Source organism: Pseudothermotoga hypogea DSM 11164 = NBRC 106472, from assembly GCF_000816145.1.
Classification (GTDB): domain Bacteria; phylum Thermotogota; class Thermotogae; order Thermotogales; family DSM-5069; genus Pseudothermotoga_A; species Pseudothermotoga_A hypogea.
This window is the reverse complement of the sequence record NZ_CP007141.1, coordinates 793,921-813,481: the sequence shown is the minus strand read 5'-3', so window position 1 is coordinate 813,481 and position 19,561 is coordinate 793,921. Positions and strand designations below refer to the sequence as shown.

Genomic DNA, 19,561 nt, shown 5'->3' with positions numbered 1-19,561 from the left:
ATCACTCCTCATTTGCCGAACTTCCTCAACACTCTGCCGGGCCTCTCACCTGTCAGTTCTTCATCGCGCAGGACGACCACGCCGTTCACCAAAACGTGAACGATGCCTTTCGGATATCTTTTCGGATCTCCGAAAGTTGCAAGCTCTTGAACTCGATCGAGATCGAAGATGACGATGTCAGCGGTCATTTTGGGTCTCAAGATGCCCCTGTCCAAGATGCCGATCTTCCTTGCTGGAAAACTTGTCATTTTCCACACGGCCTCTTCAACGCTCAAAAGCTTGAGTTCTCTCACATAACGTGCCAAGACCCTGACGAAGGTGCCAAAGTTCCTTGGGTGTGGATGGCCCTGGGATAGAACACCTTCAGTGGAGAGTGCGCTGCCGTCCGATCCTATCATCGAATAAGGACTTTTGATGACAAGTTTGACGTCCTCTTCGTCCATGGCGAACCTCATCATGCCCACGCGACCACGTTCCTCCACTATCAGATCGAAAGCCGCTTCGAGTGGGTCTTTGCTGAGCACCTTCGCGATCTCGGCGAGACTCTTCCCCTGGAAAGGCTTGTTCTTCTCGCTCACGACATAGCTGATGTGTATCTTGTCATAACCACCCATCGCCTTTTGGATCGGATCGATCTGTTGTTTTATCTTCTCTCTGATCTTTGGATCTTTCAGTCTCTCCAGCATTCTCTCAGTGCCGTTCTCGTGCACCCAATCCGGCAGGATCGCGTCGAGGTCCGTCGCCGTGGCAGTGTAAGGATACACATCGCACGTGACATCGTAGCCCTCGTTCCGAGCTTGTTCTATCATTTTGAGAGTCTCTTTCACCTTGCCAAAGTACTTTTCACCACAGGCTTTGTGATGGGAAATCTGAACAGAGACGTTACTCCTTTTTCCTATCTCGATCGTCTCTTCGACGGATTCGATCAATCTTGCGCTCTCGCTCCTCATGTGCGTGGCGTAGAAACCGTTGTATCTCGCGACGACTTTGCAGAGCTCTGTTATCTCATCAGTTTCTGCGAAACTTCCTGGAGGATATATCAAACCTGTGCTCAGGCCGAAGGCACCTTGCCTCAAGGATTGCGCGACGAGGTCTTTCATTCTTCTCATTTCTTCAGCCGTTGGTCTTCTGTTTTCGTATCCCACGATCGACTTTCTGATCGTTCCGTGTCCGACGAGCATTGCGTAGTTTATCGCTGGCCTTGCACGTTGAAGCGCATCCAGATACTCTGAGACGCTCTGCCAACCAGCCTCGACGCCGTACATCTCTCTGTAGTAATTCTTTGTCTCTTCGAGCGCACTACCGATCAAGGGAGCCAAAGAATAACCACAGTTTCCCACGAGCTCCGTGGTCACGCCCTGCCTGAGCTTGCTTTCGCAGAAAGGATTGACGAAAGCCGAAAAGTCCGAATGGCTGTGTATGTCGATGAAGCCCGGACAGACGAACATACCCTTCGCATCGATCACAACTTTCGCTCTTCTTCGATTTAGTTTTCCCATCTCGACTATCTTTCCGTCTTCGATGGCTAAATCTGCGTAGAACCATGGACCGTTAGTTCCGTCCACGACCATTCCGTTCCTGATGAGCACGTCGTACATCGACAACACCTCGATAAAAAAAGCGCGCAGATGCGCGCTCACACGATGATGTTCAGAAGTCTCTTTGGAACGTATATGGCGTCTTTCGGCTCTCCGTTCAAGAACTTTTTGACTTTCTCACTCTCCAACGCGATCTTCAATGCGTCTTGTTTCGTTGCGTCCACAGGGACTCTTATTCTGTCTCTCAGCTTGCCGTTCACCTGCACCGCGATCTCCACTTCTTCTACCTTCAATGCTTCTGGATCGTACTCTGGCCAGCTTTCCTCCATGATGGAGGTCGTTTTACCCATCGCGTGCCAAAGTTCTTCTGCAAAGTGTGGGGCGAAAGGAGAGATCATCAAAACGAACTTTTCGGCAAACTCTTTCAACAAAGATACGTGCCACCGCTCCTGTGGAACTTCCTGCAAATAGTCCGACACGTCGTTCACGAGTTCCATCAAGCCACTGATCGCCGTGTTGAACTTGAAGCCACCTTCCATGTCTTGGGTGATCTTCAAGAGTGCAGAGTGTAGTTTCCTTCTCAGTTCCCTTTCTCTGGGACCCATCTCGGAAGAACCTTGATCGTTCAAGGATACGATCTTGTCTATCAAGTTCCACGCCCTTTTGATGAACCTGTGGACGCCCTCGATGCCTGCGTCGCTCCATTCCGCATCCTTCTCTGGTGGTCCCATGAAAAGTATGTAGAGCCTGAGCGTGTCGGCACCGTACTTCTCTATCATATCGTCTGGCGAGACGACGTTTCCCTTGCTCTTGCTCATCTTCGCGCCATCTTTGTAAATCATGCCCTGAGTGAAGAGGTTCGTGAAAGGTTCGTCGAAACTGAGGTATCCAAGGTCGTGCAGGACCTTCGTTATGAACCTCGAATAGAGCAGGTGCAGTATAGCGTGCTCCACCCCACCAACGTACTGATCGACCGGCAACCAGTAATCGACGTCTTCCTTCTTGAACGGTGCATCGTCAAGATCGGGATTGACGTAACGGAGAAAGTACCAAGAAGAATCGACAAAGGTGTCCATCGTGTCGACTTCGCGTGTTGCTGGACCTCCACAACGCGGACAGGTTGTCTTCTTGAACTCTTCCTTCAGTGCGAGCGGAGATTGACCCGTAGGCAGGAATTCGACGTCGTAGGGCAGTGTCACGGGAAGATCCTTCTCGGGCACGGGCACAATGCCACACTTCTCGCAGTACACGATGGGTATCGGTGCACCCCAGTACCTCTGACGTGATATGAGCCAGTCTCTCAGCTTGTACTGCACAGAACGTTTACCCAAGCCTTTTTCTTCCAGCCAGTCGATGACCTTCTCTATGCCCTCGGGGACTCTCGTTCCACTCAAAGGACCGCTGTTCACCATGATCCCAGGACCATCGTAGGCTTTGTCTTCATCGAAAGGTTCGAAAGGCTCTATGACCTGTCTTATCGGTAAGTTGTACTTCTTCGCGAACTCGTAGTCTCTCTGATCGTGTGCTGGCACGCCCATGATGGCGCCCGTACCATACTCCATGAGTATGTAGTTCGCCACGTAGATGGGGACCTTCTCACCGTTCACGGGGTTTATCGCATACCTTCCAGTGAAAAAGCCTTCTTTCTCGGCTTCGAGTGCACCCCTTCTGTGTCTGTCCTGTGTGCTCACACGAGTCAGGAAATGCTCGAGATCGTGTTTGAGTTCGGGCAGAACGATTTGCTCCACCAACGGTGATTCGGGCGCCAACGCCATGAAAGTGACGCCCCACAGTGTGTCTGGCCTGGTCGTGAATATCTCGATATCGAGGTCGAGACCATCGACTTTGAATTTGACCTTCGCCCCCTTGCTCTCACCGATCCAGTTTTTCTGCATCGCTTTGACGTGTTCTGGCCAGCCTGTGAGCTTGTCGAGGTCTTTCAAAAGTCTTTCCGCATAATCGGTTATTTTGAAGAACCATTGTTCCAAATGCCTGATCGTTATAGGTGTGCCACAGCGTTCGCACCTTCCATCCTTCACCTGTTCGTTCGCGAGCGAGGTCATGCACCTGGGGCACCAGTTCACGGCGGCTTTCTTCTTGTAAGCCAAGCCCGCTTCGTAGAGCTTGAGGAAGATCCATTCTGTCCACTTGTAATATGGCTCAAGACAGGTGATCACTTCCCTGTCCCAGTCGTAACTGATTCCGAGTCGCTTTATCTGTTTTCTTATGATGTTGATGTTGTCCAACGTCCAGTCTCTCGGATGGATTTTTCTCTCAATAGCGGCGTTCTCTGCGGGTAGTCCGAAGGCATCGTAGCCGAACGGATGCAACACGTTGTATCCACGCATGCGTTTGTAGCGAGCGACTGCATCTCCTATCACGTAGTTCTTCACGTGCCCGACGTGCAAAGTTCCCGAAGGATACGGGAACATGACGAGCATGTAGTACTTCGGCTTTTCGCTCCGCTGAGGCGTTTTGAAGAACTTCTTCTCTTCCCAGTATTTCTGCCACCTGGGTTCTATCTCGCTCGGTTCGTATTTCGGCACAGCACCACCTCCAGTTACTTGGCTAAAATTATAGCATTCAGAAGCGAAAAGAGTTTCGAAAAAGCTCTGTACCTGTGACTAATGGTGTGCTTCACTTCGTTGAGTTCGCCGAACGTCTCGTGGAAACCTTCGGGTATGAAAATGGGATCGTACCCGAAGCCGAAAGTTCCACGTATTTCTTCGCTTATGTGTCCTTCCACGATACCCTCTGCACAGACGAGGAGCCTTTCTTTTGGATCGTAATAAGCCGCCGCACAAACGAAGCGTGCGGTTCTGTCGGTCCTGCCCTCGAGCATCTTCAAGATGAACTGCATCTTTTCCCTGTAACTTGCGTTGGGCATGAACCTTGCGGATTTGACGCCTGGGAAACCGTTGAGAGCATCTATCATCAGACCGGAGTCGTCGGCGATCGTTGGAAGATCAGCGATCTGCGCGTAAAAGACGGCTTTCTTTATGGCGTTCTCAACGAACGTTTCGCCGTTTTCCTCCGCTTCTTGATGGATATTCATGTCTTGAAGAGTGACTATTTTCAGACCTTCGGGTACGAACCTTCTTATCTCTTCAACCTTGTGTCTGTTCTTCGTCGCTAACAGGAGCATTCGATTCCCTCCAGCATCCTCCTCACCGAGGATGGATCGGGGTTTCTGAATATGCCATAACCCATGACGAGTATTTCTGCCCCGGCACAGACGACCTTTTGCATTGTTTCTTCGTTCACGCCACCGTCGACCATGATCTTCACATCGAGCGATCTTTCCTTTATCATGCGCCTGAGGCGTTTTATCTTTTCAACGGTCCATTCTATGAACTTTTGACCAGAAAAGCCTGGATTGACGGTCATCAAGAGCACGGCGTCGAGTTCCACCAGAATGTCGGTGAGCACCTCAACGGGGGTGTGGGGATTCAAGACGGCATAAGCTTTCGCACCGCTTTCTTTTATCTTTTGGATCGTTCTGTGAAGGTGCGTGCACGCTTCGTAATGAACACCTATCCAGGATGCACCAGCCTGGGCGAATCTTTCGACATACTTGTCTGCGTCTATGATCATCAGGTGCGCGTCGATCGGCAAGTCCGTGCAGGTTTTCACCGCCTCGAGCAGAGGCAAACCGAACGTGATGTTGGGCACGAACACACCGTCCATCACATCGAAATGCACCATGTCTATGTAGGGCTGTACCCTTTTGATCTCCTCAGCGAGTCTTGAAAGATCGCACGCAAGGATCGAAGCTGAGATCAACCTCATTTTTCACTCACTTCCTTGTAAATCTCGAGATAATTCTCATAGCGGCTCCTCGCTATGACGCCTTCCTCGACGAGCTCCTTTATCTTACATCCAGGTTCGTCGATGTGATTACAGTCTTTGAAGAGGCAGTTTCCATGTTCCCTGATTTCTTTGAAATAATACTTCAACTTGTCTGCTCGTATGTGGTCGACCTCTATCAATGAAAAACCCGGGGTGTCTGCAACGAGCCCTCCGAAGGGAAGGTGTAGCAGCTCGGCGGCCGTGGTTGTGTGTCTTCCGCGTTCGAGTTTTTCGGAAACTTCCTGAGTCTTGAGGTTTGCCCCCGGGCAGATCACGTTGAGCAGACTGCTCTTTCCAACGCCCGAAGGGCCAGCGAAAACAGAGGTTTTGTCTTTGAAGTGTTCCACAAGCTGGTCTATACCATGCTTGGTCTTGGCGCTCGTCATCACCACAGGATACAGCTTCGAGTAAGTTTCGAGGAAAAGTCTCTTTCGTTGTTCGTCTTCTTCCGTGAGCAGATCGATCTTGTTCAGCACGATCAAGGCGTTCAGATTGGCCTCTTCGACGAGCACGAGGAGCTTGTCGAGGACCAAAAGGGGGACCTCGGGCCTGCGGAGCGTGTAAACGCACACGACTTGATCGACGTTCGCGATCTTAGGCTTGGGTAGTTCATTCTTGCGTTTCAGTATGGACTCAACCACACCGATGTCGTGCACGCGCACATACTCGACGATGTCTCCTACAACGGGTTTGAGATCGGTTAGTCTGAATCTTCCTCTGAGAACGCATCTGATCCTCTCTTTGGTGTTGATGTCTTCAACGATCAGAGCGTTCGACATGAATTTGACCACCACACCTCTGTTTCTGATGTCAATCCCTCCCCGGTTCACCCACGTCTATGAGGATCGAAACTTCCTCACCCTTCTTCAGCTCTGTACCTACGGGTGGATAAATGCCCATCACCCTGCCGTCTGCACCTTTGAACGGCATCTGAGCTATTCTAACCTTGAAGCCCATGCTCTGCAGAATGACTTCGGCCGTTTCTCTCGGCGCTCCAACCAAGTTCGGCACGGTGAGTCTGCGAGGTTCCTCACAGAACAAGTTCACCGTCCTACCTTTTCTAACCCTGCTCTTCTCCTGAGGTACGGTGAACTGAACCAAGCCTTCACCGTGGATTTGTCCCACCTTGAGCCCAGCATTTTGGAGAATTTGTTTTGCTCGATCAACGCTCATACCCGCCACGTCGGGAACGATCACTTGGGCTGGCCTGAACCAGAAAAAGATCAAAAAAACGAACGTCCCAAGCAAGGAACCGATGAGAAAGAAGAGGATGAATCCAAAGATTGCTTTCAAGACTTTGCTTGCATTCTTCTCAACCTGAGCTGACCGCATGCCGCTTCTATGTCCGCTCCTTTCTCCTGCCTGAGCTCTGCCTCGATACCATTTTCAAGCAGAATCTCCTTGAATCTGACCATTTTCCAGTGCGATGGTCTTTCGAAACTGGCCGAGGTTGCATTGACGGGAATCAGGTTGACATAGGCCTTCAGATCTTTCAACAGCTTCGCGAGCCTGCGAGCGTCTTCGTCAAAGTCGTTGAATTCCTTAATGAGGATGTACTCGATCGTGATTCGTCTGTCGGTCTTTTCCTGGTAGATCTTTGCGGCCTGCAACACTTCCTCGATCGAGTATTTTCTGTTGATGGGCACTATCGTGTCTCGTTTCTCGTTACTCGCAGCGTGCAACGATATGGCCAGTCGAACATCGAGGCCTTCATCGGCGAACCTGGTTATCTTGTCTGGTATCCCCACCGTGCTCACGGTGATCCTTCTAACTCCCATGTCTTTCATCTTCGGATGGATCAAAATCTTGATGCTCTTCACCACGTTATCGTAGTTCAGAAATGGTTCTCCCATGCCCATGTAAACGACGTTTCTGATGTTCCTACCCGAATCGTTCTCTACCGCGAGCACCTGTCCGACGATCTCGGCAACGGTCAGGTTCCTAACATAACCACTTTGGCCGGTTGCGCAGAAAGCACATTTTATGGGACAGCCCACCTGCGTGGAGATGCATGCGGTGGCATAGCCTTCGTGGAACAAAAGCACCGATTCGATGGTGTTGCCATCTTCCAGCTCGTAGAGAAATTTCGTTGTCTTATCTATCTTCGACACTCTCTTTTCGATCAACCTTGGCAACTTTACAGTGAACTTCTCTCTGAAGAGCGCTCTGTGCTCCTTGGAAAGGTTCGTCATGCCTTCGAAGGTGAAGACACGCTTCTTGTAAACCCAATCCAGCAACTGGTCCGCACGGTATTTTTCCAAACCCATCTGCTTAACAACGTCCACAACTTCTTCGTAACTCATCTCGAGTAGGTTCAATTTATCACCTCAAGAACGATTATAGACCGCAGAGGAGAAATTCACATGAATTTTGTTCGATGGTGTTTTGAACTGAACAAAAGTTTTCAACTGTTCTATAATCTTTTGGTCGGGAGTGATGAACGTGACGGTCAACGAGGCGAAGTTTCTGTGCAAGAAGATCATGCAAGCAGGCGAAGTTCCTCTGCTCGTGGGACACTTCGGTGTGGGCAAGACCGACATAGCAAGACAGATCGCAGCGGAGAATGACAAAAAGATCGTCATTCTCGTTCTCTCACAGATGGAGCCTGGTGACTTGATAGGACTTCCTGCGAGAGGGGAAGACAGAACGACCTTCTTGAGGCCGGATTGGTGGCCAGAGGATGGGAACTATCTCATCGTGCTGGATGAGATAAACCGTGCCCACAGGTCGATAAGGAACGCAATCATGCAACTTTTGATAGACAAGCGCATACACAACCACGTGTTGCCAGACGGAGTCTGGATCATGGCCACGATGAACCCGCCGGATGAGGAGTACGACCAAGCAGACCTCATCACGGATCCAGCCTTCATATCGCGTTTCTTTGTCCTGCACGTGAACCCCACGGTGGATGAATGGAAAGAGTGGGCACAGATCAACGGTGTCGACCCAAAGGTGATAGATTTCGTAGCGAGTTATCCTGAGTTTCTCTACACGAGTTCGCCACTATCCCTCAGAGTGGAGTTGAGACCAAGCCCGAGGAGCTGGTACAAGCTCAGCAACGTTCTGAGACTGCTTTCGAAGGATGAGATCGACAAGTACGGTTACATCCTCGCTTCGGCGATCGTTGGTGCCGAAGCTGCGAAGGCGTTCGTTGAATTCAAGAAATCTGAATACGTGCCCATGCCACGCAAAATCTTGCTGGAGGGTCTGGAAGCATCTTACAAGGACGATGTGGACAGATCGAACTCGTTGGTGGTCCGGCTCATAGACTACTTCTCCAAGCTGAGCGATGAAGAGATAGAATTGCTGTCTGCACACATCTCGAGGGTGGCGCAGAATTTGGATAAACTCGCTTCAATTCTGCCAAGAGATTCCTTCTACGCACTGGTGAGATTCATCGTTGACAGGGCAAACCAAGATGAGAACAGCTCGCAGTTTTTCGAAAGACTCCTCGAAAGACTCTCGAACCTTAACAACACGAAAACGGTGCTCAGAGACCTATGATGGAAAAGATCTTCATCAACCTCGCGCGGCGTTCACCGTTCTACATGTATTTGCTTTTGAACATGTCCGTTCAGCCTTCAGTTGAGGCTGAGAAAATGCACGTGTCCTTCAGGAACGGAAGGTTCACCGTCGTTTACAACCCACGGTGGGTGGAGCGAAAGTCCGAACAATTTATCGAGGCGTTTCTTTTACACCAGCTGATGCACCTGATAAACCTTCACTTTCTCATCAGACCCAAGAACGATCGTGACAGAGCCGTGTGGGACCTGGCGATGGATGCTGCGATCAACCAGCATATCCCCGAACTGGCGGCGTTCGGTGTACCGTTGAATCTGCTCGTTGAAGAAGGGCATGGTGTGGACAACGAGAATCTTTTCGTCCTTCCGCCAGACTGGATGCCCGATAGATCGGCCGAGGAGTACCACGCGTGGATTCTTGAAGAAATGGAGAAACTTGGCAGGTTTGACGTGTTGATCGTTGCAAGATCACGCGAGAACAGTTTGGATTCTCACGAGAAGCTTTACACGCAGGACAGTGTGGACATGGTGCTCGAGTTGAGCCAGAGCCTGCTATCGAAGGCGTTCAACCTCTACGGGAAAGAGCTACCTTCCGGTGTGAGAAGGATGGTGGAACTTTCGATATTCAAACCGTTTTTGAACTGGCGAGACACGCTCAGGAGATTCGCCGGCGTTTCCGAACATGGAGAGAGATACCTGACGCCCCTGAAACCCAACAGGCGTTATGCGGACCAACCGGGTTGGAAAACAGAAAGCGCCGCGAGGCTCGGTCTCATCGTCGACACGAGCGGAAGCATAGTGCAGGAAGAACTGGACGCTTTTTTCACCGAGATCGAAGCGCTCTCACGCTACGTTGATACGAGTCTGGTACTCGTGCAGGTGGACCGAGCTGTGAACTTGAAGGTGAATTACACCAAGGGTATGTGGAGGAACATGCAGATCGTGGGTGGTGGTGAGACGGACTTGCAACCAGCTGTGGATTATCTCGAGCACAACTACAGACCTGAAGGTTTGATCGTCTTCACGGACGGTTATGCGGACCTGCCGAAAGTGAAGAGGAGGGTGCTCTTCGTGCTTTCGAAGTATCACAACGACGAATTTCTGCTTCAGGCTCGTGAAACGTACGGCCGTTCGAGTGTGGTGGTGCTGGAATGGTGAGCCTCGGCTCCAGTGAAGTTGTGGACCATTTGAGACGTGTTCTCGAGAGAATCGATGCGAATCAGCTTCTGAGCCACATGGAGGTTTTCAAAGAGAAATTGGACCAATATCACAGACACGCGTTGTTGTTCTGTACAGGAAATCCCGATAACTTTCATCTGTTCGTGGCTGTGGACCATCTTGCAAGGCGGATGGTGGGCGTTTCGATCGTGAACCCTTTCGAGAAGAACCTTCCCATATACTCGTTGCAACTGACAGTTCCGATCGATGACGTTTATGAAAAGCTCTTCTCGGTCCAATCGAACTACCACAAATGTGGCATCGTGCGACTTCCGTTTAAGTTCAAAATGATCAGTGGCTTGGGTGATGAAGACTTTTTGGCCAAGGAGATCTTCAAGGAGAAGGTCTATGGGGAAAGAAAGTTGTCCTTTGCAGAACTCATAAACGATTCGATCTACAAACAGCTGGTTTCTCTCAACAACTCTTCGATAGATCTGATGACAATTCGATTGCTGGACGAAGGTATTTTGTGCTTGCTGAGGGCACCAAACGAAGTGGAAAGATCGCGCGTTCCTCTGCTTGCCGAGATGGCACAGATTTTAAAGTCAAGGTACAGATTCGCGTGCGAAGCGAAGTTCAAGAGCATCACCTCAACGTCACCGATCTTGACGAGCGTTTGCATAGAGTACGATAAGTTCTTCTCAGGCTTCGATGTTCAAACCTTCTGTCACGAATTTTCGAGAAAACTGATGCAGGCCTACGAATGCGTGGTGCGAAACATTTGAAAAAAAACGGGGGCACTGCCCCCAAATGTGTGAGAAGGTGCTTGTATGGGTAGAGGTTGCTGGTGGCCGTCAATATTTTCACTTTCATAATAACATTGCTTCGCACCACTTTTCAGTTCCTTAATCCTCGCTTATCCGTCACGTTTCGCACCTTAACATCGATTTCCACTGAATCATGTGGAATTCACGCTTCATCTGTCGCATTTGCCTCACGATCTGGCATACTTTAATTGGATGCGAATGAAGGTTGTATCTCGAAAGAGAATGGGGCTCAGTGCGCAAGAGAATGGTGAAAGGGATGCGCGTGAGGCTGGTTGTATCTTGAAGATATGGGTTATAATGTAAAGTAGAGGTGAAGCGAAGATTTCAAGGGAGTGGTTCGGTGGAACGAGTCATCGATCTCATCATTGGTGACAGAAGGATCGAGGTTACGACGGATACGCCTATGGTTGTGATGGTTAGAGACCTGCTCTACGATGGTGACTGGCACACCATGAAGCAGGATCTCAAGGAAAAGAAGGACGTGGTCGAGGAGATCGAGAAGTGCGCTTTTATCGAAGAAAACGTTGTGTTGCTCGATGAGAGAATCTACGACCCGGTCTGTTTCGACGAACTCAAAGAATGGCTCGAGTGTAAGAAGATTTTCCCGAAAGACTTCGTTCACGCATCTTTGGCTGGCCTTTACGATCTGGCTCTGGATTACGCCGACAGGGACCTTCACGAAGAGGCTTTCAAGGTGGTCAAGTACATTCTCGAAGTGGACAAAAATTATGCCCCCGCGTACGAACTTTACGGGTCGCTTCTCATCGAAAAGGGAGAAATCGAGCAGGGAATCAAGTACTTAGACAAAGCGATCGAGATAGACCCGTGGCTTGTACCTGCCTATTCTTCACTCGGTGAGGCTTACTACAACAGTGGTGATTATCTGAGGGCTGCTTCTTATTGGGAAAGGGAAATCGAGTACGCACCGGACAACAAGCTCACTTACTTCATGCTCGCCGACGCCTACAGAAAGCTCAAAGCTTACGACAAAGTGTGCGAGGTTCTGGAGCGTCTGTTGAAGAGAGATCCGGATAGTATCATGGCGATGTTTCAGCTCGTACAGGCCTACGGGGACGCTGGAAGGCTCGAGGACGCAAAACGCATGGAGGAGCAGATACTCAGCTTGAGACCAACACGTGCAGAAGATGTTGAGCCCTGGGCGAGGATACAGTTGAAGCATGGTAACTACAAACGTGTCGAAGAATTTTTGAACCTGTTACCGGATTCGGAGAGGATGAAACCTTACGTGAAGTTGCTGTTGGCGCTCTGCGCCTTGAAACAGGGAAATCTGGAACAGGCCAAGCGCACATTCTTTGAGGTCAAGGATCACAGTCCTTGGTATCTGTACGGTAACAAAGACTTTCTTTCCGAGTTCCTGAACGAGGAGGAAATGCGTGCTTGTGGCATTTCTTGAACTTTCTGCTCGGAGCGGCGATTGGAAGTTTTCTAAACGTGGTCATATACAGACTGCCAAGGGTGCATCTGAGCATAGTTAAGCCTGCAAGATCACTCTGTCCCAAGTGCGGAGCACAGATCCCTTGGTACGACAACGTTCCGATCTTGAGCTACTTTCTGCTGAAGGGAAGATGTAGGAGCTGTGGTTCACCCATAAGCGTCAGATACCCGTTGGTGGAAATCGTGAGTGCGCTCGCTTTTCTGGCCAACTCTTTCATTCCCAACGTGGTCCTCTATCTCTCCATGTGTTTGTTCTTTTCCTCTGCGATAGTCATAAGCTGCATCGATCTGGAGTTCCTCGCCATACCCGATGTGACGCTTGCTCTCAGCTGGGTCTCGGGTCTTCTCATCTGGTGGGTGCGGGGTTTTCCCGTGTGGAACGTCCTCGGTGCGGTCGTAGCGATGATCCTTCTGTGGCTTTTGGGCGTTGCGTACAAAGGTGGTATGGGTGAAGGTGACATCATTCTCATAGGTGCGATCGGTATAGCGCTCGGGTTCATCGAGTCTTTCTACGTGTTGCTGTTGTCTTCGGTGTCTGCGATAATCTACGCACTTGTGAGGGGAAAAGGAAAACTGGATCCGAAGCAGAAGATCCCCTTTGGAACGTTCTTGGCACCGGCTGGATACACCATCTTGCTGATAAACTTGTTGATGTGAGTGTGTTCTGAAGGGGGTCACGGATGGAAAATTGGAAGTACGTTCTTGCGTTTTTGCTTTTCTCGATGTGTATCGTGGTCTTCATGTTCTACAAACTTTTTCCTATAAAGTATTACGAGGTTGTGCTCAGAGAAGCTCAAGGTGTTGATCCTTTACTCGTCATGGCGCTGATAAAGGTCGAGAGTGGCTTCCGCGAAGACGCAGTTTCCGCGGCTGGTGCGATCGGACTGATGCAATTGATGCCGTCCACGGCTTCGTGGCTGAAAGAGAGGTTCAAACTGGACGGAGACATTCGCCAGGCTGAGGACAACATCGCGTTCGGTTTGTTCTATTTGAGGTACTTGTCGAACCTGTACGACGGAGATCTTGAAAAGGCGCTCGCGGCTTACTACGTAGGACCCTCGCGAGTCAACGATTTTGAACGCGAGGCCAAGAACTATGTGAAAAAGGTGATGAGTTACTATAAGATATACAAAACGCTCTATTTCTGGTTGGGGTGGGGAAATGAAGATCATCAGCGGTGAAGAGATGAGAGAACTCGAACGCATGACGGAGGAGTCTTTGAAGATTCCTGCATCTTTTCTGATGGAACGGGCCGGGCTTGCGGTGGTGCTGGCGCTCGAACAGGAGCTCGGTGATTTGTCTGGCAAATCCTTTCTCGTTCTGTGTGGAACTGGCAACAACGGTGGAGATGGCCTGGTCGTGGCGAGAAACTTGCTGGACCACACAGACATGGTGAGTTGTGTCATCGTAGGTGAAGAAGAAAGAATGACGAACTTGACCCGTGAGAATCTTGAAAGGCTGAGGTTGCTCGGTGTTGACGTCAAAAAGTTCGGAGTGGACATCGACCTCGACGGTTTGGCAGAAATGATAAAAAGAAGCGATGTGATCGTGGATGCGCTGCTCGGCACGGGCAGTCGGGGCGAAGTGAGAAACCCGTTATCGGACATCATAAATCTGGTGAACCTATACGCGGGCTACGTTGTCTCTGTGGACCTCCCCTCCGGCCTGGAGTGCGACACGGGAAGAATTCTCGGTATGGCCATCAAAGCGAATCTGACTGTCACTTTCGTACTTCCAAAGCCCTGTCACGTGCTCTTTCCTGGCAGGGAACTGACGGGCAAACTGAAGGTGGCGAACATAGGAATTCCCAGATCACTGTGCGAATCGATGAACTTGAAAAGAAGCATCATCACCAAAAGCCATGTCAAGAGAATCCTGCCAGAGAGAAAGAAAGATTCGCACAAAAAAACCTTCGGCACCCTGCTCGTGATCGCAGGCTCGCGTCAGTATCTGGGAGCTCCCATACTGACGTGTCTGGGGGCGTTGAGGATTGGCTGTGGATATGTGAGGCTGCTCAGCTGTGAAGAAGTTGGAAGACTGGCGGTGGGTCGGGAACCGGGGCTGGTTTTCACAAGTATTGATGGAGACAGTTTCTCTCTGAAAGAGCTCGATCTGGCACTGGAACTGGCTCAAGAGTCTGACGCGATCGTGCTCGGCCCAGGTCTGACAAATCGGGAACATGTCTGTGAGTTCGTGATGAACTTTCTTATGCAGATTGATAAACCTGTGCTGATCGATGCGGATGGACTGAACTGCATTTCTAAGAATGTGGATGTTCTGAATTCGGTGCGAGCTCCAGTTATAATTACACCACATCCTGGGGAGTTCGCCCGCTTGGTCAAGCAACCAACTGAGCAGGTCAAGTACAACTACTTGCTGGCTGAGAGGTTCGCTTTGGACCACAACGTCATCGTGGTCTTGAAAGGGGCCACAACGATTGTCACTGATGGTAAGAACACGTATTACAATCTGGTTGGAAACACTTCGCTGGCCAAGGCCGGCAGTGGAGATGTTCTGTCTGGTGTCATAGGAGGTTTCCTCGCCCAGGGTGTGGCACCTACGGAGGCTTGTGTTTTGGGCGTTTACGTGCATGGACTTGCGAGCGAAAAATACAGCATGAGGGAAGGGACCATGTTGGTCAGCGAACTGGTGGATCTCATACCGTACGCCGTTGAGGAGGTGGCGAGATGAGCGATGCCGTTGAGAGACTGGTGAGGGAACTGATCAGGGAAAATCAATTGTCTCGTGCGCGTGATGTTCTGAGCATCTTTCAGGAGGATTATCCGCATCTTTTGCTCGAGCTTGAGGCCGCGTCTGGAAACTGGATTGCAGTGCTGAAACTCTACGAACGGTTGAGCGATGAGAAAAAAGAAGAGTACAAGACTCTGTACAAGACCGCTCAGGAGAGGGTGAGGGAGGATTACAGAGAGGACATCAAAGATTCTCTCGAAGAGATTGATAGGACCAACTTCGAAGGCGCGATGGCGATCCTGGAATCCGTATCCAAAGCTTATCCAGAACTGGTCGAAGCGATCGCTCTGAAACTCGAACTTGCACGTAAAAAGGGTGACAAAGCGCGAGAGAAGGTGTTCGAAGAGTTGTTGAAAAAGCTCGATTCTTCACATCCAAGTCTCTCGAAAAAAGCTGAGACTGCACGCAGGAGTCCCGTCGATCTGATCACTCTGATTCTGGTCTGTGCCACGCTCGCTGTTAGTTTCATTGGCCTGATGCTATCAGGTGTGGACAGAGTCTCGATCGGTAGTGTTGTGGAAGAAAAGATCACTCCACTGTCAGAAAAGATAGACAAACTCAGCGTGACATCGAACACGTTGACCGCGAAGACGGCAAACATAGAATCGAGCTTCAAGGTGTGATGCGTTCGCAAAACGAACTGTCTCAGGAGTTTTCGGAACTGAGACTCAGTGTGAACAGTGCGATTACGATGATCCAGTCTTCTGAACAAAGGAACGTCGAGTCAATGGATGAAATCAAACAGACATTGAAACGGATCGAGCAGGTTTTGAACAGTGTGGGAAAAGCTTCTGAAAAGGTTGAATACACGTTGCGCGGGAAGTTCGATATCGAGACCGCACGATCCATCTGGTTGTTCGGCTACAACCTCTACAGGAGGGGATACTATCTCGACGCCGCAGAGATACTCAGAAACCTGCTCGATCAATTGAGTGACGATGTCTATTTCAAAGACGATGTGCACTATTACATGGCTCTGAGTTATTATTCTGCTGGTAATAGCGATGAAGCAAAGAAGAGCTTCGAGAGCTTTTTAGAAAAATATCCAGAGAGTGTATACGTTGTGCATGCGAGGAATTTCTTGAATCGCATAGAGTGATGAACAAAAACGTCTTTTCGTACTGCATCGATGCCAAAAAGTTGACTCTTCCAATAGATTGGAGGAGCGTTTTCAACAGGGAGGCCGAGCTCGTCGTGGAGCTCGGTTTTGGTAATGGGGAATTCCTGGTGAACCTCGCGAAGGAGAATCCTTCAAGAAATTATGTTGGTTTCGAGACATCCCTCACGAGCATCGTCAAGATCCAGAAGAAAATTCAAGTAGAAGGCCTTGAAAACGTTCGAGTCTTCATCGTGGACGGGCAGTTCGGCCTTAGAGAATTTTTCGAGGACGAATCCATCCAGGAGATCTATGTGAACTTTCCATGCCCCTGGCCCAAGAAATCTCACGAGCACCGGAGGTTCACGAACGAAGAGTTCGTTCGGATCGTGGCTGCCGTTCTGAAGAAGAACGGTTTTTTTCAACTCACGAGCGATGTCGACTGGTACGTCCATGACATGGCGAAACTGATCGAAGCGAGCGGATGTTTCGGTGAGATCTTTGTCTGGAAGAACGAACGTGTTGTTTTGGGAACTCGGTACGAAAAGAAGTGGTTCTCGCAGGGGAAGGTGAGTTTCACGGTCAAAGCTGTTAAAGTGAATCACAGAAGGGTAGAAAGATGGACGTGGGGAGAGATAACCATGCCGCACGTACACGTCAAGAACGTAGATGTCGAAAAATTGCTTCGATTGAAAGAACAAGTTTTTCACCACGAACGTGGGGTGTTTGTCGTTAAAGGTGTTTACGCCTCAGAAAATGAATATCTTTTGAGAATAGTGTCGAACGAATCGAACTTTCAACAGAGATACTTCGTAAGTGTTGAGAAGAAACAGGATGGTTGGTTAGTTAAGCTGGACCCCGACGCTCTCGCGTACAGAACGTATGTGGTCAAGTTCTCCGTCAGAAAGATCGCTGAGGTGATAACCACGTGAAGTTCTCGATCCTCGGTGCTGGTAGCTGGGGAACTGCGTTCGCGAAGCTTTTGGTTGAAAACGGGCACGATGTGCTGTTGTGGGCGAGAAGAAAAGAGGTGGCCCGGAAGATAAACGATGATCACAAAAGTGAATACCTTGAAGGCATCGAGCTTCCAGTCGAACTGAGAGCGACAACAGATCTCCAAGAGCTCAGTCGTTTTTCCGATCTGGTCGTGATAGCAGTGCCTGTGAAGCATGTGAGAAAAGTTTTGAAGAGGTTATGGCCTGCTCCAAGAATGGTTCTGAATCTGTCCAAGGGCATCGATGAAAGTTTGAAGACTGTGAGTCAAATCGTTCAAGAGATTTGGCCCGATACGACCTATGCGGTGCTGTCTGGTCCCTGTCACGCGATAGAGGTTGCCAGGAAACTACCCACGGCTGTGGTCGTCGCGTCCAGAAACTTGGAAGTTGCCAAAACACTGCAAAAAGCGGTGAGCAACTCTTACTTCAGAGTTTACCTCAGTCACGATGTGCTCGGTGTGGAAGTCAGTGGTGCTGTGAAAAACGTGATTGCCATTGCGGCCGGTGTTGTGGACGGGCTGGGAGGATGGCACAACGCCAAGGCTTCGCTCATCACTCGTGGTTTGCACGAGATGGCTCGCTTTGGGTTGGCTTTTGGGGCAGAGAATCCTCTGACGTTCATGGGCTTGGCAGGAGTCGGTGATCTCATCGTCACGTGCAACAGTCCTTACAGCAGGAACAGATACGTTGGCGAGATGGTTGCGAAGGGGGCCGAACTATCACAAGTGCTCGAACACATGAAGATGGTTGCAGAAGGCGTTCACACCGTGGGACCGCTCTTGAGACTGGCGAGAGATTTGGACGTTGAGATGCCCATATGCGAGCAGGTGTATGAGATCCTCTTCAAGAAAAAGAATCCAGCTTCGAGCATTAAGGAATTGATGGAACGCCCATTGAAGCTGGAGAGTTGTCTCACAGCGTTTGATTTGCCGTCTTCTCTCTGAACTGTTCCAAGAGTTTGTTGAGTATGGTCTCGAGCGATTTGTTGCTCTTCGCGTTCAGTTCGAACCTCTGGATCGCGTTGGATACGGTCGGATGTGATTTGTTGAACATCTCGGCGACCTTCCTCAGCGACAGACCCAGGTAGTTCTTCGCAACGTACATGCCCATTTGGCGGGCAATCAACACGTTGCTTTTCCTGCTGTTTCCCCTGAGTTCTTCCGTGGTGACCCTAAAGAACTGGCACAGCACTTCGAACAATCTTTCTTCTACTGTCGTAAACTTGGTGGATGGTTCTATGGAGAGTATCTGCCTCGCTTTGGCAAGGTCGATGTCTTCGTTGTGGATCTGCTTGTACATCAAGAGCTTGACGATCGCACCCTTAAGCCTCCTCATGTTGTCGCTGAACTTTTCTGCGACGAGCATCAAAACGTCTTCAGGCAGTTCTGCGCCCTCGAGCTTGACCATCTTCTGCGCTATCTTAAAACACGTTTCGATGTCTGGTTTTTCGATCTTCACGACCACGCCCATCTGGAAACGGCTTATCAGTCTGTCTTGAAAACCATCGAGCATCTGCGGGTCTCTGTCAGAACAAATCACGATCTGTTTGCCAGCGTTGTAGAGTTCGTTGAAGGTGTGGAAGAGTTCGGTCTGAATGCCGTTTTTCCCGATGAGAAATTGCACGTCGTCCAGCAACAGGACGTCTATCTTCGTTCTGTAGCGTTCCCTGAACTCCTGTGTCGTGCCCCTCTGAATGGCCTCTATCAACTCGTTCAGAAAGCGTTCACTCGTCAGATAAACGACCCGCATCTCTGGCTGGTTTTTGAAAAGGTAATGCCCTATAGCTTGCAGCAGATGAGTTTTACCGAGGCCCACACCCCCATATAGGAACAGCGGATTGTACTTGCCGGGATGCTTTGCTGCCTCAAGACATGCACTGTAGGCGAACATGTTGCCTGTACCTACCACGAAGTTTTCAAAGGTGAAGATGGGGTTGAGCGGTGTCAAAACGAGTGGCCTCTTCCTCACCAAAGGTTCATGCTCGTCTTCCTCGGGTTGGTTCTGTAGCGGTGCGTGCTCTATCTTGAACTCGATCGGACGATTGAAGACCTCTCTCAATGTGCGCGCTATGAGGCTACCATACTTCATCTCGAGCCAGTCTTTGATGAAGAGGTTACCAACCTCAAAAACGACGAGATTCTCCCCAATGTCCTTCACATCAAAAGTGCTGAACCAGCTGTCCCAAACCCGACGATTAAGTTTGGCCTTCAAAGCCTCTATGATCTTTTCTTTCATAGTGAAACCCCAATCTGTGTGAGAGGTGAGCAATTACTATTATCCAACCGGGGTGGGGAAAGATCAAGGAACAGAATTGTTTATGTTCTAAAAAAGTTCCACCGACTCCCAGAAAAAAGAAAAGAGGCGGATC

At 49.9% G+C, this 19,561-nt stretch carries 19 protein-coding genes; 11 read left to right on the top strand and 8 right to left on the bottom strand.

The window, feature by feature from the left end; all coding sequences use genetic code 11:
* Window positions 1-8: 8 nt before the first annotated feature.
* From AJ81_RS04125 to rlmN, 7 genes are read right to left on the bottom strand one after another with little or no spacing between them, the layout of a single operon-like run.
* Entirely contained in the window at window positions 9-1,598 is a 1,590-nt protein-coding gene (locus tag AJ81_RS04125) for an N-acyl-D-amino-acid deacylase family protein (protein WP_051368679.1), read from the bottom strand.
* Between the two features lie 38 nt (window positions 1,599-1,636).
* Window positions 1,637-4,084 (bottom strand): leucine--tRNA ligase, encoded by a 2,448-nt coding sequence (gene leuS / locus AJ81_RS04120; RefSeq protein ID WP_031504714.1) that lies wholly within the window; start codon window positions 4,082-4,084, stop codon window positions 1,637-1,639.
* 14 nt (window positions 4,085-4,098) lie between these two features.
* Window positions 4,099-4,683 (bottom strand): RdgB/HAM1 family non-canonical purine NTP pyrophosphatase, encoded by a 585-nt coding sequence (gene rdgB / locus AJ81_RS04115; protein ID WP_031504713.1) that lies wholly within the window; start codon window positions 4,681-4,683, stop codon window positions 4,099-4,101.
* A complete protein-coding gene (gene rpe, locus AJ81_RS04110) occupies window positions 4,671-5,327 on the bottom strand; it encodes a ribulose-phosphate 3-epimerase (RefSeq protein WP_031504711.1) in 657 nt (218 codons plus the stop codon). Before rpe ends, rdgB begins: the two co-directional genes overlap by 13 nt.
* Window positions 5,324-6,196, bottom strand: coding sequence for a ribosome small subunit-dependent GTPase A (rsgA, locus tag AJ81_RS04105; RefSeq protein ID WP_031504710.1), 873 nt, complete (start codon window positions 6,194-6,196; stop codon window positions 5,324-5,326). Before rsgA ends, rpe begins: the two co-directional genes overlap by 4 nt.
* Window position 6,197: 1 nt before the next feature.
* On the bottom strand, window positions 6,198-6,719 hold the full coding sequence (locus tag AJ81_RS04100) for a PASTA domain-containing protein (protein ID WP_031504708.1): 522 nt from the start codon (window positions 6,717-6,719) through the stop codon (window positions 6,198-6,200).
* The gene (rlmN, locus tag AJ81_RS04095) at window positions 6,677-7,690 is read right to left on the bottom strand and encodes a 23S rRNA (adenine(2503)-C(2))-methyltransferase RlmN (RefSeq protein ID WP_031504706.1); all 1,014 of its coding nucleotides are present in this window, start codon (window positions 7,688-7,690) and stop codon (window positions 6,677-6,679) included. The genes AJ81_RS04100 and rlmN overlap by 43 nt, the downstream gene beginning before the upstream one ends.
* 139 nt (window positions 7,691-7,829) lie before the next feature.
* Between rlmN and AJ81_RS04090 the strand changes: the two genes are divergently transcribed.
* The 11 genes from AJ81_RS04090 (at window position 7,830) to AJ81_RS04040 (ending at window position 18,137) form a co-directional block, all read left to right on the top strand.
* On the top strand, window positions 7,830-8,894 hold the full coding sequence (locus AJ81_RS04090; RefSeq protein ID WP_031504705.1) for an AAA family ATPase: 1,065 nt from the start codon (window positions 7,830-7,832) through the stop codon (window positions 8,892-8,894).
* Complete coding sequence (locus AJ81_RS04085) at window positions 8,894-10,069, top strand: vWA domain-containing protein (protein WP_031504703.1); 1,176 nt, start codon at window positions 8,894-8,896, stop codon at window positions 10,067-10,069. Before AJ81_RS04090 ends, AJ81_RS04085 begins: the two co-directional genes overlap by 1 nt.
* Window positions 10,063-10,854, top strand: a complete 792-nt coding sequence (locus AJ81_RS04080) for a DUF4895 domain-containing protein (protein ID WP_031504702.1) — start codon at window positions 10,063-10,065, stop codon at window positions 10,852-10,854. Before AJ81_RS04085 ends, AJ81_RS04080 begins: the two co-directional genes overlap by 7 nt.
* A gap of 382 nt (window positions 10,855-11,236) precedes the next feature.
* Window positions 11,237-12,310 (top strand): tetratricopeptide repeat protein, encoded by a 1,074-nt coding sequence (locus AJ81_RS04075; protein WP_031504701.1) that lies wholly within the window; start codon window positions 11,237-11,239, stop codon window positions 12,308-12,310.
* Window positions 12,295-13,008 (top strand): prepilin peptidase, encoded by a 714-nt coding sequence (locus AJ81_RS04070; protein WP_031504700.1) that lies wholly within the window; start codon window positions 12,295-12,297, stop codon window positions 13,006-13,008. Before AJ81_RS04075 ends, AJ81_RS04070 begins: the two co-directional genes overlap by 16 nt.
* A 23-nt stretch (window positions 13,009-13,031) precedes the next feature.
* Window positions 13,032-13,532 carry a lytic transglycosylase domain-containing protein gene (locus tag AJ81_RS04065; RefSeq protein ID WP_038059814.1) on the top strand — a complete coding sequence of 167 codons (501 nt, stop codon included), beginning with the start codon at window positions 13,032-13,034 and terminating at the stop codon, window positions 13,530-13,532.
* Window positions 13,513-15,042, top strand: a complete 1,530-nt coding sequence (locus tag AJ81_RS04060) for a bifunctional ADP-dependent NAD(P)H-hydrate dehydratase/NAD(P)H-hydrate epimerase (RefSeq protein ID WP_031504697.1) — start codon at window positions 13,513-13,515, stop codon at window positions 15,040-15,042. The genes AJ81_RS04065 and AJ81_RS04060 overlap by 20 nt, the downstream gene beginning before the upstream one ends.
* Window positions 15,039-15,725 (top strand): tetratricopeptide repeat protein, encoded by a 687-nt coding sequence (locus AJ81_RS04055; protein ID WP_031504696.1) that lies wholly within the window; start codon window positions 15,039-15,041, stop codon window positions 15,723-15,725. Before AJ81_RS04060 ends, AJ81_RS04055 begins: the two co-directional genes overlap by 4 nt.
* Entirely contained in the window at window positions 15,725-16,201 is a 477-nt protein-coding gene (locus AJ81_RS04050) for a tetratricopeptide repeat protein (RefSeq protein ID WP_041425772.1), read from the top strand. Before AJ81_RS04055 ends, AJ81_RS04050 begins: the two co-directional genes overlap by 1 nt.
* Window positions 16,201-17,130 (top strand): tRNA (guanosine(46)-N7)-methyltransferase TrmB, encoded by a 930-nt coding sequence (gene trmB / locus AJ81_RS04045; protein WP_051368678.1) that lies wholly within the window; start codon window positions 16,201-16,203, stop codon window positions 17,128-17,130. Before AJ81_RS04050 ends, trmB begins: the two co-directional genes overlap by 1 nt.
* Window positions 17,127-18,137 carry an NAD(P)H-dependent glycerol-3-phosphate dehydrogenase gene (locus AJ81_RS04040; protein ID WP_031504690.1) on the top strand — a complete coding sequence of 337 codons (1,011 nt, stop codon included), beginning with the start codon at window positions 17,127-17,129 and terminating at the stop codon, window positions 18,135-18,137. Before trmB ends, AJ81_RS04040 begins: the two co-directional genes overlap by 4 nt.
* Here AJ81_RS04040 and dnaA read toward each other — a convergent pair.
* Window positions 18,106-19,428 carry a chromosomal replication initiator protein DnaA gene (gene dnaA, locus AJ81_RS04035; RefSeq protein WP_031504689.1) on the bottom strand — a complete coding sequence of 441 codons (1,323 nt, stop codon included), beginning with the start codon at window positions 19,426-19,428 and terminating at the stop codon, window positions 18,106-18,108. The two genes, AJ81_RS04040 and dnaA, sit on opposite strands and share 32 nt — an antisense overlap.
* Between the last annotated feature and the right edge of the window lie 133 nt (window positions 19,429-19,561).